Annotated in this window: 20 protein-coding genes; 2 read left to right on the plus strand and 18 right to left on the minus strand. The window is 52.1% G+C overall.

The features are described from left to right. Nucleotides 1-175 precede the first annotated feature (175 nt). A complete protein-coding gene (locus FYJ78_RS10740; protein ID WP_154621385.1) occupies nucleotides 176-1012 on the plus strand; it encodes a transglycosylase domain-containing protein in 837 nt (278 codons plus the stop codon). Between the two features lie 65 nt (nucleotides 1013-1077). Here the strand turns inward: FYJ78_RS10740 and FYJ78_RS10745 are convergent, their stop codons facing one another. The 15 genes from FYJ78_RS10745 to mnmA form a co-directional block, all read right to left on the minus strand. Beyond that, a complete protein-coding gene (locus FYJ78_RS10745) occupies nucleotides 1078-1644 on the minus strand; it encodes a coenzyme F(420) biosynthesis enzyme (protein WP_154621386.1) in 567 nt (188 codons plus the stop codon). Between the two features lie 127 nt (nucleotides 1645-1771). Continuing rightward, nucleotides 1772-2656: an L-serine ammonia-lyase, iron-sulfur-dependent, subunit alpha gene (gene sdaAA / locus FYJ78_RS10750; protein WP_154621387.1), complete on the minus strand. Its 885-nt coding sequence runs from the start codon at nucleotides 2654-2656 to the stop codon at nucleotides 1772-1774. A gap of 17 nt (nucleotides 2657-2673) precedes the next feature. Then, a complete protein-coding gene (gene sdaAB / locus FYJ78_RS10755; protein WP_154621388.1) occupies nucleotides 2674-3336 on the minus strand; it encodes an L-serine ammonia-lyase, iron-sulfur-dependent subunit beta in 663 nt (220 codons plus the stop codon). A gap of 117 nt (nucleotides 3337-3453) precedes the next feature. Further along, nucleotides 3454-4341, minus strand: a complete 888-nt coding sequence (gene dapA, locus FYJ78_RS10760) for a 4-hydroxy-tetrahydrodipicolinate synthase (RefSeq protein ID WP_154621389.1) — start codon at nucleotides 4339-4341, stop codon at nucleotides 3454-3456. Between the two features lie 142 nt (nucleotides 4342-4483). Continuing rightward, nucleotides 4484-7399, minus strand: coding sequence for an insulinase family protein (locus tag FYJ78_RS10765; protein ID WP_154621390.1), 2916 nt, complete (start codon nucleotides 7397-7399; stop codon nucleotides 4484-4486). Between the two features lie 185 nt (nucleotides 7400-7584). Further along, nucleotides 7585-8568, minus strand: coding sequence for a bifunctional heptose 7-phosphate kinase/heptose 1-phosphate adenyltransferase (locus FYJ78_RS10770; protein WP_154621391.1), 984 nt, complete (start codon nucleotides 8566-8568; stop codon nucleotides 7585-7587). A 175-nt stretch (nucleotides 8569-8743) separates the two neighbouring features. Next, entirely contained in the window at nucleotides 8744-10630 is a 1887-nt protein-coding gene (locus FYJ78_RS10775) for a type I glutamate--ammonia ligase (protein ID WP_154621431.1), read from the minus strand. 165 nt (nucleotides 10631-10795) lie between these two features. Beyond that, nucleotides 10796-12439 carry a hypothetical protein gene (locus tag FYJ78_RS10780; RefSeq protein WP_154621392.1) on the minus strand — a complete coding sequence of 548 codons (1644 nt, stop codon included), beginning with the start codon at nucleotides 12437-12439 and terminating at the stop codon, nucleotides 10796-10798. 18 nt (nucleotides 12440-12457) lie between these two features. After that, on the minus strand, nucleotides 12458-13204 hold the full coding sequence (locus tag FYJ78_RS10785; protein WP_154621393.1) for an ABC transporter permease: 747 nt from the start codon (nucleotides 13202-13204) through the stop codon (nucleotides 12458-12460). Beyond that, nucleotides 13197-13952 (minus strand): ABC transporter ATP-binding protein, encoded by a 756-nt coding sequence (locus FYJ78_RS10790; RefSeq protein WP_154621394.1) that lies wholly within the window; start codon nucleotides 13950-13952, stop codon nucleotides 13197-13199. Before FYJ78_RS10790 ends, FYJ78_RS10785 begins: the two co-directional genes overlap by 8 nt. A gap of 19 nt (nucleotides 13953-13971) precedes the next feature. Next, the gene (locus FYJ78_RS10795; RefSeq protein WP_154621395.1) at nucleotides 13972-14913 is read right to left on the minus strand and encodes an ABC transporter substrate-binding protein; all 942 of its coding nucleotides are present in this window, start codon (nucleotides 14911-14913) and stop codon (nucleotides 13972-13974) included. A gap of 19 nt (nucleotides 14914-14932) precedes the next feature. Then, the gene (locus FYJ78_RS10800) at nucleotides 14933-15769 is read right to left on the minus strand and encodes a hypothetical protein (protein ID WP_154621396.1); all 837 of its coding nucleotides are present in this window, start codon (nucleotides 15767-15769) and stop codon (nucleotides 14933-14935) included. 5 nt (nucleotides 15770-15774) lie between these two features. Beyond that, nucleotides 15775-16188 (minus strand): DUF3783 domain-containing protein, encoded by a 414-nt coding sequence (locus FYJ78_RS10805; protein WP_154621397.1) that lies wholly within the window; start codon nucleotides 16186-16188, stop codon nucleotides 15775-15777. Nucleotides 16189-16205: 17 nt separating this feature from the next. Further along, nucleotides 16206-17141: an NYN domain-containing protein gene (locus FYJ78_RS10810; protein WP_235900015.1), complete on the minus strand. Its 936-nt coding sequence runs from the start codon at nucleotides 17139-17141 to the stop codon at nucleotides 16206-16208. Nucleotides 17142-17160: 19 nt separating this feature from the next. Continuing rightward, the gene (gene mnmA / locus FYJ78_RS10815; RefSeq protein WP_154621398.1) at nucleotides 17161-18252 is read right to left on the minus strand and encodes a tRNA 2-thiouridine(34) synthase MnmA; all 1092 of its coding nucleotides are present in this window, start codon (nucleotides 18250-18252) and stop codon (nucleotides 17161-17163) included. Nucleotides 18253-18385: 133 nt separating this feature from the next. Here mnmA and FYJ78_RS10820 point away from each other — a divergent pair, with 133 nt between their 5' ends. Beyond that, on the plus strand, nucleotides 18386-19693 hold the full coding sequence (locus tag FYJ78_RS10820) for a tRNA(Met) cytidine acetate ligase (protein WP_154621399.1): 1308 nt from the start codon (nucleotides 18386-18388) through the stop codon (nucleotides 19691-19693). 164 nt (nucleotides 19694-19857) lie between these two features. Here FYJ78_RS10820 and FYJ78_RS10825 read toward each other — a convergent pair whose 3' ends face one another. The 3 genes from FYJ78_RS10825 to FYJ78_RS10835 are packed head-to-tail and all read right to left on the minus strand — an operon-like array spanning nucleotide 19858 to nucleotide 22849. Beyond that, on the minus strand, nucleotides 19858-20238 hold the full coding sequence (locus FYJ78_RS10825; RefSeq protein WP_154621400.1) for a VOC family protein: 381 nt from the start codon (nucleotides 20236-20238) through the stop codon (nucleotides 19858-19860). 13 nt (nucleotides 20239-20251) lie between these two features. Continuing rightward, a complete protein-coding gene (locus tag FYJ78_RS10830) occupies nucleotides 20252-21136 on the minus strand; it encodes a diacylglycerol/lipid kinase family protein (protein WP_154621401.1) in 885 nt (294 codons plus the stop codon). Between the two features lie 36 nt (nucleotides 21137-21172). Then, entirely contained in the window at nucleotides 21173-22849 is a 1677-nt protein-coding gene (locus FYJ78_RS10835; RefSeq protein WP_328597710.1) for a putative polysaccharide biosynthesis protein, read from the minus strand. Between the last annotated feature and the right edge of the window lie 27 nt (nucleotides 22850-22876).

A 22876-nucleotide genomic window follows, 5' to 3' on the forward strand; every position in this document is an offset into this window, starting at 1 on the left:
GCATTGGTCTCTTCCTGAGCGCACAGGATAAAGTATGTTTATAATTATACATCTTTAATGTATAATTTTGCAACCCCTGACAGAAATATTTTTGACAGCACCGCCCTGTCCGATTCTACGAGAACATGATATAATAGAAAAGTTATCATTGCTCTTGTCCTTCAAGGAGTATGCCATGAAAAAAAACAAAAAAAAGAAACTGTTTTGGAAGCTGTTCCGCTTCCTATTCTTTCTTATTCTGATCTTCTTTGCCGCATTTTTCTGCGCCGGAGGAACTTCCGTCTTTTCGCCGCGAACCTGGCAGCATGCAGGCGACCTCTTGCCTGCACCAGAACGCCAGCCTCCGGCTCTCCGGCAGGAAGGCGGCCCGGTGCAGCTCTCTCTTGCCGATCGTATCGGACGTTTTCTCTTTCTTCGCCGGGCCGTCAGCAGTCGAATCAATCCGGACAGCTATGTACCGATTCGCGATATCCCGGATTCGATGCAGCAAGCGATTATCGCAGTCGAAGACAGCCGTTTTTACAGCCATCACGGATTTGATCCGGAAAGCATCATCCGCGCTTCCCTCGTAAATCTCCAGTATGGCCAGATCGAAGAAGGCGCCAGCACCATTACCCAGCAGCTGGTCAAAAACCTGTTTCTGACCCATGAGCAGTCATTCGGACGCAAGGCAGAAGAACTGCTGCTTGCGCTCGATATGGAAGCCAATTATTCCAAAGATGAAATTCTGGAGCTCTACCTCAATACCATTTATTATGGCTCCGACTATTATGGAATAGGCCCTGCCGCCAAGGGCTATTTCGGAAAAAAGCCCTCGGAACTTCAGCTCCCGGAAGCAGCGATGCTGGCCGGACTTCCCAACGCCCCCTCCGTTTATTCGCCCTACGTAGATTTCATGATGGCCAAGAAGCGTCAGTTCGTCGTCATTGATTCCATGGTCCGATGCGGTTTTCTCGATCAGGATATTGCAGAATCCGCCAAAATCAAGCCGATCTATCTCGCACATGAATAAATACATCCTGCATAGAACCACGAAAAAAGAGAAGTCTCCCGACAGGAAGGCTTCTCTTTTTTCATTTATTTTTTCTTGCTGGCAGCTTTCAGCTGTTCTTCCGCCGAACGCTCAAAGTGCTTATAAAACTGCTCACAAAGCGTCGTATACGTATTTACCGTATCGCCCTCGTTTTTGTTCGCACGAATTTCGTAGCTGTAAAGCAGCTGATTGGTTCCGGATTTATAGACATCAAAGAAAAACGTCGTCCGGCTGTTATTGGCCACAGTCAGAATGACATACGCATCCGCATAATGGACAGCGTTTTCTTTAAACACTTTTGCTGCCTGACGACGATCCAATGCCTTGATATCCACGTTGGATGCCGTCTTGATCCCTTCGGCCACAGCATCATAAGATACGACATAGCTGCGGGTTACGCGGCTGGAATCAAAAACGATCTGAGTCAGCATCGCTTTGTCCGGCGCCTTAGGGTCCACCTGCTGATAAAGAGGCATGCCGACGGCCAGACGTTTGACCGATGTCAGATCCGCGCCTTCCTGCACCGTCACTTTATCTGAGTTGGCAAATGCTGCCTGCGTACCAAGTACGACCATACAAGCCACTAACAAAATTCGAATGATTTTTTTCATGGACTTCTTCCCTCCGATTGCTACAGTTATCTGACGCTGCAAACGCATCCGCGTCATGTCTATTTTACACTATTTCCCCTGTTTCTGCCAGTAAAAATCCCAAAGGATCCAAAATGAAACACGTGATTCATCGTTTGCTCTGTTCCGGATAAACACGCTTTTCAATAGCCCGAGCCGTCCGCGTTGTCGCCAGACCGCCCTCGCTGGTTTCCCGCAATGATTTCGGCAGAGCCTTCCCGATGCGGTTCATAGCATCGATCACCTCATCTACAGGAATCGCCGACCGGATCCCCGCCATAGTCATATCCGCTGCCAGCATCGCTTCGACCACAGCAAAACCGTTTCGTTTCACACAGGGTACTTCGACCAGTCCTGCTACCGGATCGCAGACCAGCCCCAGTAAATTCTTGATCGCCAGTGCGCAGGCATTGCCGACCATGTCCGGTGTTCCGCCAGCCAGTTCAACCAGCGCGCCGGCGGCCATCCCGGCCGCTGTACCGCATTCGGCCTGACATCCTCCGGCAGCTCCGGCAATGGAGGCATTCTGATCAATGACCATGCCGATTCCGGCCGCCGTAAACAGCGCCCGGATAATCTGCGCATCCGACACCTTTTTTATCTCTTTTGCTGCATACAAAGCAGCCGGAACGATTCCGCAGGAGCCGGCTGTCGGACAGGCCACAATGCGCCCCATCACGGCATTGACCTCGCTGATCCCTACCGCATAAGATGCCGCGGAAAGTGCAGGTCTGCCCAGATAGCCCTCCTCGCGAAAACCATACAGACGCCGGGCATCCCCGCCGGTCATTCCGCTGACAGAGCGCTCGGTATTCCGGATCCCCCGTTCGATTGCTGCCTGCATCACCCTCCAGTTCTCTTCCATGCCGGCAAGTACGGTTTCCCGGTCATGCTGACTATCGTGTACTTCACGGGCAATCACGATTTCATGTACGGGGAGATCCTTTTCTTCCGCCATAGCCGTTAATTCTTTCAGCGTATTAAAGCGAATCATACATATCCTCCCATCAATCAAATCGCCGGAATGGAAAACGCATTTTCCACCTCGTAAACTTCACGACATTCTTCCACTACTTCCTCGGCCGGCTGATCATCCAGCTCCATAATCATCATGGCCGTCTCGCCCCGGTTCTGGCGGGATACGCGCATAAACGCAATATTAACCTCATAACGGGACAGAATCTGCGTAACCTGCGTAATGACGCCCGGCCTGTCGCGATGGATCGTAATCAGCGCGGGATACTGACCTGTCAATTCCACTTCATATCCATCGATATTCGTGATCCGGATATTGCCGCCGCCAACAGAAGCGCCGCGCACACGTGCAATGCGCCCGGTCACACCGACCAGATAGATCACTGCCGTATTGGGGTGTGCATCTTCCAGATTGACGGGCTGAAAACTGTAATCCATCCCCTGCTGCCGCGCCAGCTTCAGGGCATCACGGATGCGCTCGTCATCCGGAGAAAATCCCAATATTCCGGCGATCAACGCTTTATCCGTTCCATGGCCGCGATAAGTGCGGGCAAAGGAGCCGTGCAGATTAATTTCCGCCCGCACAGCCGGCTCACCGAGTATTTTGCGCGCCATCAGACCCAGCCGGACGGCTCCGGCTGTATGTGAACTCGACGGACCGATCATCACCGGTCCGACAATGTCAAAAACGCCATGCATTTGTCGTTCCCCTCTCACGCAAAAGGACTGCTGCAAAGAGCTCTGTCCGAAAATCCTTTTCCTTCCGGAAGGATTTTACGCCTTGCAAACCATGCAGCAGTCCATCGTTATCCGTATTTATTTGATTAACCCATGATTCCGGAGCGCAGCTTCCAGTTTCCGTTCATGCTCCGGCTCCATCTCGCAAAGAGGCATGCGCAGGGGACCTGCTGCATAGCCCAGCTTGCGCATCGCTACCTTGACAGGAATCGGATTCACTTCGCAAAACAGCGCATCAATGAGGTCGGCATATTGAATCTGCATATCCGATGCCTTTTTCACATCTCCGTCAAAATATGCCTGACAAAGTTCATGCGTTGCCTTCGGCGCTACGTTGGAAAGCACTGAAATGACGCCCTGTCCGCCCAGCGAGAGAATCGGAAGGATCTGATCGTCATTTCCGGAATAAAGCACAAGATCATCTCCGACTGCCGCTCTTAGACGCAGAATCTTGGACAAATCGCCATTCGCCTCTTTAACGGCAACAATATTCGGATGCTTAGCCAGCTGAACATACGTCTCCGTCGCAATCGAGACGCCGGTACGAGAAGGAACATCATACAGAACGATAGGAATATGAACCGCGTCCGCAATTGTCGTATAATGCGCAATCAGTCCCTTCTGCGTACATTTGTTATAGTAAGGCGTGACCACCAGCAAGGCATCTGCGCCAACTTTTTCAGCGTATTGGGAAAGCTCCACCGCATAAGCCGTCTCATTTGAGCCGGTACCGGCAATAACCGGAATGCGTCCCTTGACCTGATCCACGGCAAACTTAATCGTCGCCCGGTGTTCCGCATCCGTCATGGTAGCCGATTCGCCCGTCGTACCGGTGATGACAATCGCGTCCGTACCGCCGGCAATCTGATCCTCAATAATACGCCCCAGCTCCGAAAAATTGATTCCGTCGTCTGTATATGGCGTAATAATAGCTACTCCAGCGCCCTTGAAAATTGGTTTTTTCATAAAAAAGCCTCCCATTGCGAGCTTATTCTAATTGTTGCGCGTTTTACTCATTATCACATGATACACGCGGAAAGTCAACGTCCTTTCTGCGCATATCATATAAAGTGAGCTCTGTTCAGAGCCCGTCAGCACCGGATAAACGTCAAAGCGCCGGCTTAATCGTACCAAACAACGACCGCTCCTCTTCCAGTTTTTCCTGCCCGCCAAACACACAGAACACATTCTGCTTCATGCAGGCATCGATCGTTTCGGCCAAATTCCGGATATCTTCCTGACGGGTATCCAGAATTTGTTCCCGATTTTTCTGGCGGTCTGCGCGACTGATGCCTCTAAGCCAGCATGTTGCTGCAGCGTTTCCTTTCATTTGCGGGGTCAGGGGTGTATCGATCACACTCATCGTTCCGATAATAAACTTATCCATTTCGCGATCTGACGCGCTGAACTGACGGAGGTATGCTGCTGTCCCGTCAAATACATCCAGAGTTTCCCGCAGATTCGGATCGCGATAAGAACCGAAATACATCATACCATTCCGGTTGAAATTCGTGAAGGCGCCATAAGCGCCTCCCTGCACGCGAATCTTCGTCCAGAAATACCCATAGCGCAAAATCGTTTCCAATACATGCATGGAGCCGGTAAACGGATAGCCAAGCTGGATAAAATTCGCGCCTTTGCTGACATACTGAACACGACTGGAAGAGAACAACCCTTCATTCAGTGCCTGCAGCGTCCAATGATACGTCTCCGGCGCAAACTCTTTCGCACTGAGTGTCTGCCGGAATTTGCGGAAGCCCTGTTCGATGGCCGGATATCCCTCTTCCCGCTCTGTCACACTGATAATCAGACGGTGCTGATTAAACAGGCGCGGCATAAGTTCCTGAAATACTGCCTGCATTTTCGGCAGGGCCTCATCAAAATGCTGTAAAAGATCGCGGATAAACTGATAAAACGGCAAGCCGCCTTCATCCGCATAACGGCCGGCTTCATGGATATAGCCCGCCAGCCGGGATGCGACAACCTGATGAGCGGAACGCTGCAAATTGACTTCCATGGATGCCTGTTCCTGCTCCAGCAGTTCACGGATGCGCTTTGCATCCGTGAACCGGCTGCGATTCAGCACCTCGTCCAGCAACAGGAAAAGCTGCGGCAGTTTCTCCCTGAGCGCCTTGGCCTTGATGCGGAATTTAGGCAGATTGGAGTCCGGCTCACCATTGCGCGTATAAGTGGTCAGCTCATACGCAACACCTCCGGTATAAAGATTTTTGTAGTTAGCCAGCTCGGCATAAGTATGCTCGGACGTATCAACATTGCCCAGCAGCTCACTGAGCAGATACGCATACGGCAGATATTCCTGAGGGACGGTCTGCGCATCAAAATAAAGGTTCAGATAAACGATGCCATTCGTCTCAATATCACTGAACAGAACCGTCGTCCCCTCGATCTCTCGTACGGAAAGCGGAAGTTCATACGTTTCACGACGAATGTCGGAGAGGCCCAGCACGGGGATGGTGCGCAGCGCCTCCTCCGATTCCGGACTCTGCTGCCGCTCCTTGAGGGCGCGGGTCGCCCGAATGACGTCCTGAATCTCCTGCGGCGACATCGCCGCTTTTTTCTCAGCCAGACGCTCCTGTAGCTCCCGTTCGCGCTTCTCGGCCAACGTCTTGTCCGGCGACAGGACCAGCAGGGTACTGTGCGTATTCTGCAAAAAATACCGGCGGATCAGGTCTTCAAAATATCCCTGATCCAATCCCTCCCGAATCGCAGCCAGATTTTCCTCATAGCGCAGACTGTCCTCCGGCTGCCCGTCATAAAGCCAGGTCTTCATCGCCCGTATTCCATAGATCAGCCCCTTAGGCGCCGATCCATAATCCGATTCGCGCAGGCGGAACTCCAGCAGATTAACGGAGGCTTCCAACAGCGTACGATCCAATCCATGATCCGCCAGATTTTGCAAAGTATTAAGGACCAGTTCCCGAAACGCTTCCGCACGATCTGCTTCCGCATTGTTCACAATGATGCTGAAAAAAGGCTGCAGGATATCGTCTTCAAAATTCGAATCGACATCCTTGCCGATTCTGGCATCGATCAAGGCCTTGCGGAGCGGTGCGGCCGGAGTCCGAAGCAGCGCGTGTTCCAAAATTTCCAGCCCCATCATATCCCGGGAATTCAGGCTGTCGCCGACTACCCAGTTCAACGCCAGAAAGGTCTTTTCTTTCGTATCTTCCTCCTCACTGACCGGGTATTCTCCCGACCACCGCACCATATTGGGAAAAGCCGGCTGCCGCTCAATCCGCGACGGCACCGGAATGCGGTCAAAACGGCTCAGATACTCTTCATCCAGATAGGCCAGTTTTTCCTCGATATTCAGGTCTCCATACAAATAAATATAACTGTTGGACGGATGGTAATAGCGCTCATGGAAAGCCAGAAACTTCTCCTGAGTCAGATCCGGGATGGCTTCCGGATCCCCGCCCGATTCAAAGCCATAAGTCGTATCCGGATACAAGGAAGACATAATCCGGCTCTCAAGCAGATCATCCGGCGCAGACAGCGCTCCCTTCATCTCATTGTAAACTACGCCGCTATACGACAGCTCATCCTCCGGTTTTTCAATCTCATAATGCCAGCCCTCCTGCATAAGCACCTGTGGATTATCGCGCATGGCTGGATAAAATACCGCATCCAGATAAACATCCATAAGGTTCTGAAAATCTTTATCATTACGGCTGGCCACAGGATACATGGTCTTATCCGGATAAGTCATCGCATTCAGAAAGGTATTGAGAGACCCTTTAACCAGCTCGACAAACGGCTCCTTCAGCGGATATTTCCGGCTTCCGCAGAGCGTCGAATGCTCCACGATATGCGCTACGCCGGTATCATCCACCGGCGGCGTGCGAAAAGAAATCGAAAACACCTTATTATCATCCTGATTCTGCAGGAAAAAGAGACGCGCTCCGCTCTTTTCATGTTCCAGAAGCCACCCCACCGAGTTCGTTTCGCCAATCTCGCTTTTTCTCAATACCCGGAATCCATGAATGATGTCTTTTTCTTCCAAAAAAATACCTCCCAAAATCGATTTCAGTTACGATAAGACTTCACAAATCAGCCCCAGTGGATGCAGCAGCCGAAAGGATCCCCGCCAGGGGAAGCGCAGCATCTGTCAAACGGATCGATTGTCCTATGTAACTTATTATAACATAGGTACTGCCGCTTTGTTTTTTAATCCCATTCTGTTCATGCTTACGGCGTACGCAAAAGATCCTGCAGCTCTTCCCGCGTCACAGCATACGTTCCAAGCCTCATAACGACACGGCCGGCCGCCAGATTGGCCAAATATGCTCCATGTCTCGGATTCAATCCGCCAGCCAGCGCCAGCGCAAAGACTGCCGCGATACTATCCGTCGCGCCGAGCACATCGAAAAGCTCCTGGGCCTTCGTCGGAATATGAGCGACCACATCCTTCCCCACCAAAGATAATCCTTGCTGAGATCGTGTCACGATCACATTGCGCAGCCGATACTTGCGGAGCAAATAATGCGCCGCCTTTTCTACCTGGTCATCCTCATTCTCCACAGGCTGCAAAAGCGCTTGATTTACCCGTTTCATATTGGCTACAACATAATCCGCATGCGCGTAATTCACCCAGTTGTGCCCGCTCATATCCACCACCACAGGAACCCCGTGATTATGGCAGAGCTCGATAATTTTCGCACAAGTTTTCTCCGTACAGGCTCCATTATCATGGTCGGAAATGACCACACAATCCAGACTCTCATTGAGCTTCTGACCGATATACTGACGGAATTTCTGCGCGTCCTCACCATCCACGGCCCCGGATTCTTCGAAATCAAGCCGAAACATCTGCTGATTCCCGCTGACGACACGCACCTTCGTTGTCGTCGGCCGGTCGGTATAAATAAGCCCCGACGCATCAATACCATAGCGCCGAAACTTTTCTACCATACTCTCACAGTGCTGATCGTCACCGACAAATCCCGAAATCCCCGTCCTGACGCCCAGCACAGCAAGGTTACAGGCAATATTCGCACCGCCGCCCAATTTTTCCGTGGAAGAATGCACCCGGGTAATCGGCACAGGAGCTTCTCCCGAAATCCGCGTCACTTCGCCATAATAATACTTATCCAGCATAATATCCCCAACGACCAGCACCTTGCAGGCCGCCGGCTTATCCTCCAGAAACTGGCAGAGCATTTGATTGTCCATCACAAAATCCTCCCCCAAACCGTCATAGACAATATGCTTATGTATTCGCTTCCAGACGGACAAAATCCTGCCGGTTCCGCAAAAACGCGTCAGACACAAAACGCCCTCCTGACCGGGCCTTGCAGCCTGCTCAGGAGGGCATCTCTTCAAGATATGCGATTTTTTTATTTCTGCATCAGATCATATTCTTGGAATATGCGTCATAAAGCGCTTTCAGTTCTTCCACCTTATCGTACATCTCAACCTGAAGGCCGGAAGCCGTCGCATAATCGCCCTCGTTCAAAGCATTCGTGAGCAGCGTAAACAGAGATTTTTCATCGATGCTGTCTTTGGCCAGATAGCTGCGAATGCCGCTAATCTTGTTCCAATTATACGAATCCTGATCCGTCACAAAATCCGAATGAATTTCCTTTGCCGCACGGACAATATCGCGGTTTTCCGGAATAATGCGGGAAATCAGCTCCGTCTTCCAGCGAAGCAGCGCACCATCACGGAACGCGCTGATGATCTGATCATCCAACGCGCCGCCGGCAGTAATCACCGACTTCTTCTCCGGATAATTCTCGAAATTCTGCATGTTCTCCCAAACCGTAGCCGGCGGTGCGCCAAAGAGACGGTTGCGCTCTTCGTCCGTATAGTCTTCGAAGACATTGTTCTCCGAACGATACGCACGATCCTTTTCCAGATAGAACCCCTCTTCGCCAGCATCCTTGGAGATCTCGGCAACGAGTTCGGCCGTCGTATGCTTAACCGCAGCCTTAATGCCATCGAGGCAGGCCGAATAAATGGCGGCCAGCACCAGATAAGTATTCGTATACGGGTTGCAGGCACGCAGCTCAAAACGCGTTGCATACGGATTGCTGAGGTCACGAATCAGTCCGGCAAGAATCGTACGGTTGCGGGAAGGCTGATCCGGCTTATGTCCCAGCGAGGTGACGACACAGATCGGCGCCTCAAAGCCAGGTTTCAAACGGTTCAAAGAATCGTTCGTCGCAGAGACAAACGGATTGATCGTCTCATAGTTTTTCAGCATGCCCATGATGGCGCCATAACCGACAGCACTCATGAAATCCTTCTTCGGATCATCCGCCGTGAAAAGATTATGCATCTTCCCGTCTTTGGTCACCGCCGCCATGCCGATATGCGTATGCTCACCATTTCCGGCCAGCCCGATCATCGGTTTTGCCTTGAAGCTTACTTCCAAGCCGACGGAACGGAACGTCTCTTTCACGACAGAGCGTACAAAAATCTCATTGTCTGCGGCCTGCAGGGCATCGGCAAAGCGCCAGTCAATTTCCAGCTGCTCGCAGACATGCGTCATATGACCACTCTCGTCGATCTGCGCTTTCAAGCCGCCGACCTCTTTATGACCCATCTCTACCTTGAAGCCATACTTATCCAGTTCCAGCAGGCAGGTCTCCATAGCCGTGCGGACCACGCCATGCAGACGCTCCCAGTACTGTTCCTGCAGAACCTGAGAGGCGGACATTTCTTCAATGGCAGCATCCTCCAGCGGAGTCTTGACCCAGAATTCCAGCTCTGTCGCAGAAGTAAACTGGATATCCGTCACATCGCTGCCGTTTACACTCTCCAGCCCCGACATCTTCGGATTTTCCTTGAACAGCTGCAGCAGATTCTTTTTGACATAAGAAAGGGTATCGGCCAGTACCGCACGGGAATCTACGCGTTTGCCCTCATGAATCAGGAAAGACGGAATACGCAGCGTACCAACCGGTTTCTCGGTTTCCTCATCATAATATTCCATATTGTAATCGACAAACCAGTTGACCGACGGATCCACTGGCATATCCACCTTTGCATTATTCAGCGTAGCAATTCCCGGAAGAACCACAGACGATCCATCTGTCTGCACTGCCGTGCCAGCATAAAACTCATCAATATCCTTAAGGAAGATACGAACAGGAATCTTCTCGTCCGTATCATTGCCGGCCATATCGACGCCGACCAAAGAAACGAACTTAATCTCCGGATGTGCTTTCACCTGCTTGAGAACATCTTCTTTGCTGGAATTTGCCGGAATGACATAAAGTAAATCGTCCATCATATACCATCCTTTTCAATACAGAATCCACACCAAAAAGCCATACAAAGCATCCAGCTGTGCGATCAGCACACCCAATCAATACTCTGTATGGCTCCATTGCCAAAACATATTTGTCTTCTGACATGACTTATAATATCACAAGACAGTGCACTTGTAAAGCGTTTATTTTGTATACAAAAGGGACTGACCGAGTGACGACTCTATGCTCTTTTCAAAGGAACGGCAATCCTGACCGTATACCTGTCGGAAAGCCCGGCGGCTGTCGCCCGTGAGGCGCGTTTTGTCCTGCCACTCCGCCAAAGACTGCCAGCCGTAACGATCGACAAGCCGCAAAACCGCGTATTCTGCCAAAACGGAAACGGTATCCTCAGAAAATTCTTCTGCCGCAGACTGATACCCATCTGCCGTTTCCATGCGGGAAAGCGGAGGAAGCCGTCCGGACTGACGAAGAACGGACAGCCATGCCTGACGATATTGAGTCAGCGCCCCATATCCGGACTCGCTGAGCCGAACCGTCCCCATGACATACCCTGCCCCCCGTACCAGCCACTCCATATCCTCTGCCGGATGTCCTGACCGCTGTGACTGCATGATCCGCATGAGCATCGTTCCCATGCTGAAAATCTGCTGCCGTCTGGTATCCAGTTGTCCGACATTGATAAGTACGGTGCTCCCATTTTCAATCCAAAGACTGGATGCAGCCAAAGTGCCGGCTTTCTCCGGATTCATGCCGCAAAATTCCTGCACAGCCCGGGACAGGTCCTGCTGGTCGGAAGCCAGAACAATCTGGTATTCACCATGCAGAGTCCCGCCAAAATGGGATTGGAAGGACTGCTGGGCCAGTTGTGCCTGACGGGCCAGTTCATCAGCCAGTTCCTCGCGGACGCCCTTTCGCGAAACGAAATGAAAAACGGCTTCTTTTTTTTGCTCCTGCTGCCACCAGACACGGAATTCACGCAAAAAATCATCCAGCGCAATGCCGAATGTCTCCTGAAAAGCCTGCTCGCCACGCTCTGCCTGTCCGAGGCGTTCAAAGTATTCTCCGAGTTTGCGGCATTCGATGCCCTCGGCACGCGTAGACAGCAGATACCAGCTCATGAGATCCGACATGGCATACGAATGAAGATTCTTTTTCATCAAAGCTTTTCGCTGTTCCAGATTATTGTGCTGAAGCTGATCCGGACTGGCCGTTTCTGCTGCTCCAAGCAATTCTGCTTTGACATCCATCATCCATTTATCCACTGGCCGCTGTCCCAAATGACTGGCCAGGACCGCGCCGAAATAATCCGCCGATCCTTCTTCCAGCCAGAACAACGCCTTTTCATCCGTGTCGCGGCCGCGACTGAGCTCATATTGAACCTGATGAAACAGCTCATGCCCCGTCGTACTGATACGGTCTGCCGGTGTGGACATCACTCCGGCCTTTGCATTGATCGCCGTCAGTCCCCTGCGCCCGCCTGTCCAGCCGCCGGAAAGCGCGGCAATTTCACCGGCTTCCTCCGCACTGAGGTGAAACGCATCTTTTAATACGTTTTGATAACTTTGTTCCGACCCCGTCACATAAACCTTGACCGGATGATGAAGCCGGATGCCCGTCGTGCTTTCCAGAACCGACGGAAACGCCTCCACAGCCTGACGGACATCCTTTACCGCTGCGGGGTCCGGCTCTGCTTCGCCGATGATCTCAATGCTTCCTTCCTCCCGGCTGTTCATGGAACCTTGCCAAAATCCATGCACAGCCAGCCCGCCAGCCAGAAGGGCTGCCGCCAGTGAAATCAACAGCAGGCAGCGACTGGTTTTTCTCATAGGCTTCTCCGATCCTCCTCAGCGCCGCCAGCGGCAGGTGACGTACTCGGCCATATCAATCAGCCCGAACAGCAGCAGCCCCATCAGACTGAGTACGACGATCCCTGCATACATATCCAGATAATTGACGCGCAGCCAGGCATCCATAATGTAATACCCCATGCCATATTGCGTGCCAAACGTTTCGGTAAAAAACAGGACGGAAACAGCCGTTGCCATGGCAACACGAACAGCCGTGATGAATTTCGGCAGGGAGGCAGGAAAAATCACCTCACAGAAAATCTGGCGAACGGAGGCTCCGAGCGAATACAGCGGATAATAGGTTTCAACAGGAATCGTCCGTATCGCATCGCGCACAGCAATGACTACTTGAAAGACAATGATCAGGAAGATCATTAAAATCTTCGAAAACTCTCCCACTCCAGCCAGCAGCATCAGAATCGGCAGCAGCGCAATCTTCGGAATCGGATACGTCAAATAAACCAGCGGCGCCAGAAAACGGTCCGCCCGCGGAAAATAGCCCATTATAACGCCGACCGGATAGCCGATGAGGACGGCCAGCAAAAGACCGGCGGCAATGCGCCAGAGGCTAAAGCCGGCATGAACGGCCACCGACTGAGAAAAAATACGAACCAGCTTCAAAAGCACTTTATCCGGCGCAGGTATCACCGGAAGATCCAGCAGAAGCGCGATTCCCCACCAAAGAAAGAGAAGGAATACTGCGCCGAAAAGATAAGACCGGATGACAATATGTCCTTTATTCATGACAACCTCCCGCCCGTATCCTTTCACGCAGTTCCCGCCCCCGGGCAAAGAATTCCTGTGACATCCGCATTTCTGTCCGGCCTGCCAAAGGATTCGGAATAACCTCCGCCACGGTTCCCGGATCAGCCGACATACGCACGATGGTCTGCCCCAGATAAAGCGCCTCTTCCACATAATGCGTAACCAGTATGGTAGTCGTGCCGCGCTGCTTCCATAACGTCAAAAATACATCCTGCATCTCCTCGCGCGTAATCGCATCCAGCGCGGAAAACGGTTCGTCCATCAGAAGGACATCCGGACGAAGAAGAAACGACCGGGCCAACGCCACCCGCTGCTGCTGACCGCCGCTTAGTTCTCGTGGATAGCGCCGTTCCAAGCCCTCAAGTCCCAGACACTGGCAAAGCCTTTCGGCTTCCCTTCGGGTTGCAGCAGTAATCTCTCCTTTCATCCGACAGCCCAAAAGAATATTCTCCCGGACCGTCTTCCATGGCAAAAGGCCATAATTCTGCGGCATAAAACCGATTTTTCGTTTTTTCGGGTTTACCGGGCTGCCGTCCAGCAGCACGCTGCCCTGATCCGGATGAATCAAACCGGCAATCACTTTAAGCAGCGTAGACTTACCGCATCCGGAAGGACCGATCACCGCACAGACCGCCCCCTGTGGAACCGTCAGGCTGACGTCGCATAAAACCGGATTATTCCGGCTGCGGCTGCTATACCCGACAGTCAGATGCCTGGCTTCAATCATGTCTTTTTCCCCACATTCCTCACAGCAGATCACAGACCAGATCCTTGTAGCTGTATGTTTCGTTTATCAATCCTTTTTCCTTCAACCAGCGGATGCAGTCCGTCACATCGCTTTCTTTCGGCAGTTCTGCCTTGTGATAGACCGGCAGTTTCAGCGCTTCTTTTGCCGCCGGCGGGAATCCGCCCTTTTCAATCACCAAATCGATGTATTCATCCTGCGGGGTCTGATTCAGATAATCCACCGCCCGGTTATAGGCACGATACATCGCCTGTATCTCCTGGTGTTTGTGATCCGCCGCCTTGCCGGTAAACAAAATCACACCAGGATTAATCCCCAGTTCATCGGACCCGGTGAGGAACCGGCAGCCGTTGTGAACGGCAATGCTCGCCATCGGTTCGGGCAGTGTTGCCGCCGCCAGCTTCCCATTCTGAAGCATCTCCAATCGTGTCGGGATCTGCGGGATAATCACCTTATGAATACTTTCGCTGTCCATCTGTGCATGCGTCAGAATCTGATCGGTAACATATTCGATGATCGTATTGCGGGATACAGCGACATCCTGCCCCGCCAGTTCCTTCACATCGCCGATTCCGGAAGAGGCTCCGGCAATGAGCTTATAACTTCCGTCTGTACGGGAAGTTACTTTCACGTCAAATCCGCCGGATCTGGAAAAGGCAACAGCCAGCATATCGGAAACAGCGCCGTCAAGGTTGCCGCTTTGCAACGCGGAATCCCGATCCATGGCGCTGCGAAACGGCTGAAGATTCACCTGCAGTCCTTCCTCGGCAAAAAAACCTTTTTCCTGTGCAATCAGGAAAGGCACCGAATCTGTATCCGGCATCAGACCAATTGTCAAAGGCTGAAGGCCCTGAGGGGCTTCAGCCGATTTTTCACCCGTGCCGCATCCGGCCACGACGGCCAACGATAAAAAAGCCATGACCGCAATCCATAATTTTTTCAACACACTGCACTTCCTTTACTCAGCGGGAGAGCCAGTTTTCCAGCATTCCCGCACCGACCTTTGCATAATAGACCGCCTGATCAATCATGCCCTTATTGGCATCATAAGCATTGACGGCCTTATCCTTGAGCTGCGCAGCTTCCTGTTTCATCGATGTCACCTGATCCAGTTTTGCATTGACATCATCCAGCATGCTTTGCGCCTCTTCCACAGACTTTTCCACGGCACTGGCATCCCCGGTAGCCTGCGCACTCTTCTGATCGTTTTCGCTGACCTGCCGATTTCTTTTGGACTCCCGACCGGTCACTTTATCCACCAGCCGGCCTATCGCCGACCCTGGCGCACTGTCGCGGAGCTGTTCATTGCGGCCCTGAGCGCGGCTGGCCTCGCTTTCCAACTGGCGTTGACGCTCTTGCAGTTCTTTCTTCTGCTGCTCCAGTTGAGCCCGGCGGGCCTTGAGATCGGTCTCCTGATCAGCCAGCTTCCTTTGCCGATCCTGTAATTGCTGTTCCTGCTGTTTACTCAGCGACTGCTGCTGCGAATAGCCGGCTATCATAAATCCGATAAACAACGCCGCCAAAAATCCCCCGCCAAGCAATAAAGCCTTTTTTCGCTTTGGGGTAAGCCAGGAGTTTTTTTTAGCCGGATTCTGCTTCTCCGGAGATAATTCGCGCACAGTCCCGGTTCTTGCGGCCGCTCCTTTCTGCGGAAAAGGCGGCTTGATGCCGAGCGTCTCTTCGCGGACCGGAGGCATGGACTGCGTATCAGAAAGGCTGTCCGTCCGCCCGGCTCTGCGTTCCCGCTCCGTACCAGCTGATTTCATAAGTTGTGTATTTTCCAGATCATCTTGTTTCATGTCATTCACTGTTCTGCTTTCTGACCTTTCTCCCCCTGCCTAAGCATAAAGGCATGCTCCTTCTGCATGGTCTCACAGAGACGCCGCAGCGTCCACAGAGTATTGAACGGAGTAACCACCGACTTGAACGGAATTGGCGGCACGCCCGCTTCACGCAAAGCCCGAAGTACTTCGTCCAGGCGTTTATTCCGGATATTTTGCAAAATCATAACCTCATGCGGAAAGGAAAATTCACCGTCATCCTTTGCCGAAGATGCTTTAAATCCGCCTGCCCCTAAAAGGTAGCCAACCTTTTCACGCCAGGCGTTCTCCGGCAGAATCTTTGTAGCAATTCCCATCCGTCGAAGAACACTGCGGGCCAATTCCAGTTTTGCCGCATCCCGGAATTGATAGAATAAAACCTGTTCTTTTCGCTTCATTCACGATTCTCCTTCATTTACTGAGACAACCCGCGCATAAGCAGATATGTAATCAGTTCATCCATGGAAACGCCTTCTTCCTCTCTGCGCCCCTCTAAAGAACGGCGCAGAGAACGCGGCAGCCGTATGGACAGCAGTCCATTTTCGGCAGAACTATCTTTTTTCTCTGCCATCGGTTCTTCCCTGACGACGGAAGTCTTTCGATCCGACCGGCCCTGCTTCCGGCTCTCTTTGCCGGAACTCTGTTCTTTTCCGCTCTTTCTCGCCGGTCCTTTTGACACACTGCCCTCTGACGCCGGTTTTTCTGCCTTTTCGGCTCCTTTTTTCTCCTTTTTCCGACCTTTCTTTTCCAATTCCTGTCCCGTTTCGCTGCCCGTCTTTTCCGTCATGCTCTTTCCTCCGTCTTTCTTCGTCAGCTTCGATGTTTCCTTTTTCTTTTCCTCCGGCGGATAAACAAAAAACTCGTTATAGGCGTTGCGTAGCACTTCACTGGCCTGCTTTGTACCGACTCCGATGATATAAGACGGCGTCTCAGAGTTCAGCAGCTCGGCGATCCGCACGAAATCGGAATCCGTCGTGATGATGAAAAACTTGCGAACCCCCTCCTGATAAAGGATTTTCGCCGAATCATAAATGGCTGAATCCAGCGAATTCTTTCCCAGATACGTCCGGCTGATCTGACGAAACGTAAAGCCCGGCCTGCGCATCAGGCGCTCCCAGCGCTTCTGCTCCGGACGTGCTTCCCAGTCTGAAACCACAATGGTGCGGCAAGGCTGATACCTTCTTGCCTTCCCCAGCGTATAATTCAGCATTTCAAACGGAGAATTTTCAATATCATACAGGATCGCCACCGTTTCCTTGCTCGAATGAAGCGTGAGCGATGCCTTCTTTTTTGTCGAAGGAGCCGGCTTGCCTTTCCCGGCTCCTTCTTTGCTTTCCATGATTTCTTTCATCCTTTTCCTCTTTCTATTCTCAGACGTGCTGGCATACTTCTTCGATGATGCCGCCGCCTGCTACAATATCCTCATCGTAAAATACCACGGACTGCCCGGGGGTAACCGCCCGCTGCGGCTCGTCAAATTTCACCAGCAGCCGCCCGTCACGACGCATGGAAACTTCCGCCATTGCTTCATTTTTTCCATAACGAATCTTGGCAGAGAGCCGCATCGGCTTTTCCAACGCGTCGAAGGCAATCCAGTTCAAATCACCGGCTACGAGACCTCCGGCATAAACCTCCCCGGATCTGCCAACCACCACCTGATTCTTCTTCATGTCCAGTGCTACGACATAAAGCGGTTCAGCGGCCGCAATCCCCAGCCCCTTGCGCTGCCCGATCGTATAAAGAGGCACCCCTTCATGATGCCCCAGTACATGTCCCTGACGGTCTACGATATCCCCGGGGACCAGACACTGCGGCATATTCTCCCTCAGATATGCCTTATAGTCATCATTCGGCACAAAGCAGATTTCCTGACTGTCCGGTTTATGTGCCACGGGCAGATTGAAACGTTCTGCCAGCTCTCGCGTATGCGTCTTTTTCATATCGCCCAAAGGCAGGAGAAAGCGCCCCAACGTGCGCTGGGTCAGATGATACAAAGCATACGACTGATCCTTCTGTACATCAATCCCCTTGCGCAGCAGATACCTTCCTGTGTCTTCTCTGGTGATGCGGGCATAATGTCCGGTGGCCAGATAATCCGCGCCCAACTCCAATGTTTTATCCATCAGCAGGCCGAACTTCATATAGCGATTGCAGGCAATGCACGGATTCGGAGTCCTTCCCCGTGCATATTCCATCAGAAAGTAATCAATAACGTCCCGCTGAAACGCTTCCTTAAAGTTTACCGTATAATGGGGAATCCCGATGATTTCGGCCACCCGGCGCGCATCTTCAACACTGGCCAGACTGCAGCATCCCCGATCATTGCAGGAAAAATCCCGGCTTTCCTCTGAGAGCCGCATGGTGATTCCGATCACCTCAAAGCCCTGTTCCTTCAAAAGAGCTGCTGTAAGAGAGCTGTCCACTCCGCCGCTCATAGCCACAACTACTTTTTTCTTCTCCATATTGATACTCCCGTTCGCCCTTGTTCCATGATTACTTTTTAGTATAGCATATTTCCCGCCTTGGAAAAACAACCTGCGCCGAAGCCGATTCGATTAGACGAATGGCACAGCAAATGATAAACTGATAAGCAGAATGGATCAGGAGGGATACATCATGCACGTCACCGGCATTATTGCTGAATACAATCCGTTTCATTGCGGTCACCAATACCAGATTCGCCGCATACGGGAAGCCATCCCGGAGTCGGCAATCATCGCCATCATGAGCGGCAGCTTCTGCCAGCGCGGACAGGCTGCTATGCTGGATAAGTGGACACGCGCTGAACTCGCCGTCCGGGAAGGCTGCGATCTGGTTCTCGAGCTTCCCTTCGTCTTCGCCTGCCGCAGCGCTCAAGATTTCGCCCGGGGCGGCATCCGACTCCTGCAACGTCTCTCCATTGTCCACACGCTTGCATTTGGTGCCGAAACGGACTGCCTGACCGATCTGCAAAAGGCGGCCGCTGCCATAGATACCACCCCGGTTCAAAACGGCATACACAAAAAAATCGCCGCAGGCTGCTCTTATGCAGCCGCACTGTCCGGGGAGTTGGCGGAGCGATGCCGTCTTTCCCCACTGCTGCTCCGCCAGCCGAATAATATTCTGGCGATAGAATATCTGCGTGCGCTGTCTGACACGCCGTCTATACAGCCGCTGCTCATTCAGCGTCAGGGCGCAGCCTACCACGACAACGATCTCCATGCCTGCAGAGCCAGCGCTTCCGCGATCCGCACGGCATTGCACAGAGCTTCCGTTCTGGCGGCTCAAACCGAAGGGTCCCTGCTGATCAGCCAGATGTCCGCGGCACAGTGCCGGGCCATCCAAAACGCAGTCCCGTCAGAAGTCTGGCAACGCATCGAAGCCTTGAATAAAAACGAACTGCCGGCCTACGACCGTTTTCTGATTCCGCTTCAGCTCCTGATGATCCGATCGGAGCTTTCCGAACTGCGCAAAACTTATGGAATCCGCGAAGGATTGGAATACCGCATAAAATCTGCGGTTCTTGCCGCCAGCCATACAGAGAATATTCTTCGTTCAGCCGCTACAAAGCGTTATCCCCGCAGCCGGATCCAGCGTCTTTTGCTGTATCTCCTGCTCGGATTATCCGAAAAAACAATCCACGATATGGATGAATACGGGCCGCTCTATGCGCGCGTTCTGGCAGGAAATGCGACAGGACGAAAGATCCTGCGCAACATGCGAGCCATCTCCTCCATTCCGACCGTTACCAAGACCAGTTCCTTCCTGACCAGCCGGCAGCGTTCGGAAGGGCAGCAGCATCTCCTCCCTCTGCAGCGGCAGCTGTCCATCGATACCATGGCTACCGAGCTAAGAAATCTGCTTCTTTCCGGCGGACCATTCCGCAATGATTTTCAACAGTCGCCGCGCTTTTTCCCCGAATGAGATCTGCATAGCCCAGCCGCAAAAAAGCTATCCGGGATCCTGCCTGACCGGATAGCTTTTCTGTCTCTATTTATCCGGTGATAACGGAGATAAGCACCCGTAACTCCCTGGATTCATTCAATCAGAGTCAGGGCAGCCCAAACTCCCCCTGACTAGGTTTCCTTTTATTTGACGGAGATAGCCAGCACCTGCTCAACAGCACCTGATTTTTCCTGAAACAGTTCCAACACCAGCCCATCCGGAAGCTGAAGCCATTTTTCCGGCTTTCCCTCCATGGGATGAACGCCCTCCCAACGGAGCATATCCCGTCGCACAGCGGAAAAATCCTGAACGACTATGCCAAGATGATGCGGCCTTCCAACCGCCGGATCCTCCGGCGATGCGACCAGCTGAATACCTCCATCCAGCCAGACCTGCGACAGATGTCCATGATTTTCCTTCTGACGCGTTACACTCATGCCAAACACCTGAACAAAAAAACGTACACTCCAATCGATATCCTGAACGGTTACCGCTGTATGTTCCACATACGACTTTCTCCCCATGCGCAGCTCCTCCTTATCCTTCATAAAAAACAGAAATAGCCGCAGGCACCGTTTCGATCCGAAGAGGAAGCATCGGCCCGGCCTCTCCATCCAGATCGCTCTCCATCGGTTCAGCAGATTCAATATAAAAATCAGCCGCCTGAAGATGAAGGACCTGCTCTTTCTCCGATACCGGGCGCCCTGCAATCAGATCTGCCGTGATCGACATAAGCGACGGAAGTCCGCACTTACGGATAGCTAGAAGATCCAGTTTTCCGTCCGTAACGGAAACATCGCGCGCAACATTCCGCATGCTTCCCACCACCGCACTATTGATAACAACAAACAGAAACGCCTCCAGCTCATAGCGGCGTTCATCTGCCGATATGCGAAGCGGTACCGCATGAAATTTTGGAAGCTCTCCAATGCCCCGGATATAATATGCCATTTTCCCTAAAGCATTCTTCAGACGGGCATCCACTTCATGGGCAATCCCCGTCATCATCCCCGCGCTCGCCACATTGATAAAATACGTTTCTCCCACCCGGCCAAGATCCATACGCTTGGTTTTGCCGTCGGCAATGCAATCAAAATACCGCTCCATATCCTCATTGATCTTCAGATAAGTAGCAAAATCATTGGACGTTCCGCTGCCAATAATTCCAATAGGAATATTCAGTCCATGACGCACCATAAGGTTCACACATTCATGAACCGTTCCGTCTCCGCCGGCGGCCAGAATGCCATCTGGCTGTACGGCACGGACAAACGACGCAAACTCTTCATTGCCCTCTTTTTTCGTACGATACAACAGCAATAAAATGCCGCGGCGCTGGAAGGCTTCGATCATCCAGTCCAATTTATTCTTGAAGGCCGCATGGCCGGAAACCGGATTATAAAAAAGAACCAGTTTCTTCAATCCTCATTCCTCCTGAAAAACGAACCGCATAAACGATTAATCCTGTCCATCATCTCTGGTACGGAATACACCGATACGCCGCAGAAACCGGATCCCGATACGGCCGATCATCGGCATGCGCTCAAGATCCTCCTCCAGCAGACCACCGACCAGCAGCATAACAGCAAGATAAACTGCACAGCCGAAAAACACTGCGCCAAAAGTGGACAATACACCAATGTGCCACCAGGCCATGGTCCATTCATAGAAAAAGTACACGGCGGCTGCCATGACGGCCGAAGCGGCCATCGTTTTCAGCAACTGCGGAAGCTCCATGCGATAACCGATAAACTTATAGATAAAAATCAAATTAATAACGGCAGCGACGCCCATATCGGCAGCAGTAGCCCAGGCTGCACCCATGATGCCAAGCCATGGAAGAGCGGTGAGCTCCCAGTTCAGAATCACCTTAGCTGCTGCTGCCAGAATCATATTCACCATTGGGATCGTCGGATGCCCCAGTCCCTGCAGAATCCCCGTCGAAACCTGATGCAGGCCAAGCAGGATGATGCTGAACGAAGAAATCATGACCGCCGGGCCGGCGCCGGGCGCATTATAAATCAGCGCCGAAATCGGCGTAGCCAGCACGAATACGATCACAAAAGCAGGAAAGCAGACAAAGTTCGAAATACGGACAGAAGCAGCAGTCTGACTATACACCCGCTTCATATCACGAAGCGCGCGCGCCTCTGAGATCGCCGGCACAATGCTCATTGCCATGGAAGCCGTAATAATACAGGACAAATTGACCAGCGGCACAGCCATACCCGTCAGATAACCGAAAAGTTCCGTTGCTTCATTGACACTATACCCGGCTACTTCAAGGCGCTGCGGCACAATCATGAGATCCAGATTGGACACCACCGGCAGCATGATACTCGCTGCTGATACCGGAAGAGACAGCTTAAAGATGCGCTGGATAATCTGCCAGGCCGGTTCGCTTTCCTGACCGGGCAGCGGCTGCAGATCATTGCCATAATCACGCTCGATATCCCGATCCAGCTTCCAATGAAAATAAACCAGAACCATCAGCCCGGTTACCGCCCCGGCCAAAGCGCCAAGAGAAGCACCGGCCGAAGCATAATCCAGCCCCCAAGGCAGGAGCAGCTCAGCCAGCAGGATCATCGTAATGACACGAAAAATCTGCTCGACAATCTGCGAAACAGCCGTTGGCGTCATCCGCTGCCACCCCTGCAGATAACCACGCGAACTGGCCAGCAAAGTAACAAAAAACACCGTTGGCGCAAGCACTACAATCGACTTATACGCCCGCGGATCACGTACAAACTGCCATTCTATGAGCCAATCCGCAGCAAAGTAAGTCAAAAAAGAAAAAACCAAACCGGTAACGACCATCAATGCCATAGAAATATGGAATACCCGGCGTGCGCCCAGAATATCTTTCAGCGCCACCTTTTCTGCCGTTATGATGGAAATAGCCACCGGCACACCGGCCTGCGATACCGTCATGGCAAAAAAGTAAATGGGAAAGGCCATCTGATACAGGCCGATTCCCTCACCGCCAAGGATACGGGAAACAAAAATCCAATTTAAAGAGCCGATAACCTTGACGACGAAGCCTGCCACCGTCAGGATAAAGGTCCCCTTCAGGAACGACTCTCCCCGACTGGATTTTTTCTCTTGTTTTATTTCCTGATTACTAATTGGAAACACCGCCTATAGCAAAAACAGGCTGCCACA

It is taken from the genome of Wylensekiella montiformis, from assembly GCF_009697385.1.
GTDB classification, from domain to species: domain Bacteria; phylum Bacillota; class Negativicutes; order Selenomonadales; family Selenomonadaceae; genus Selenomonas_A; species Selenomonas_A montiformis.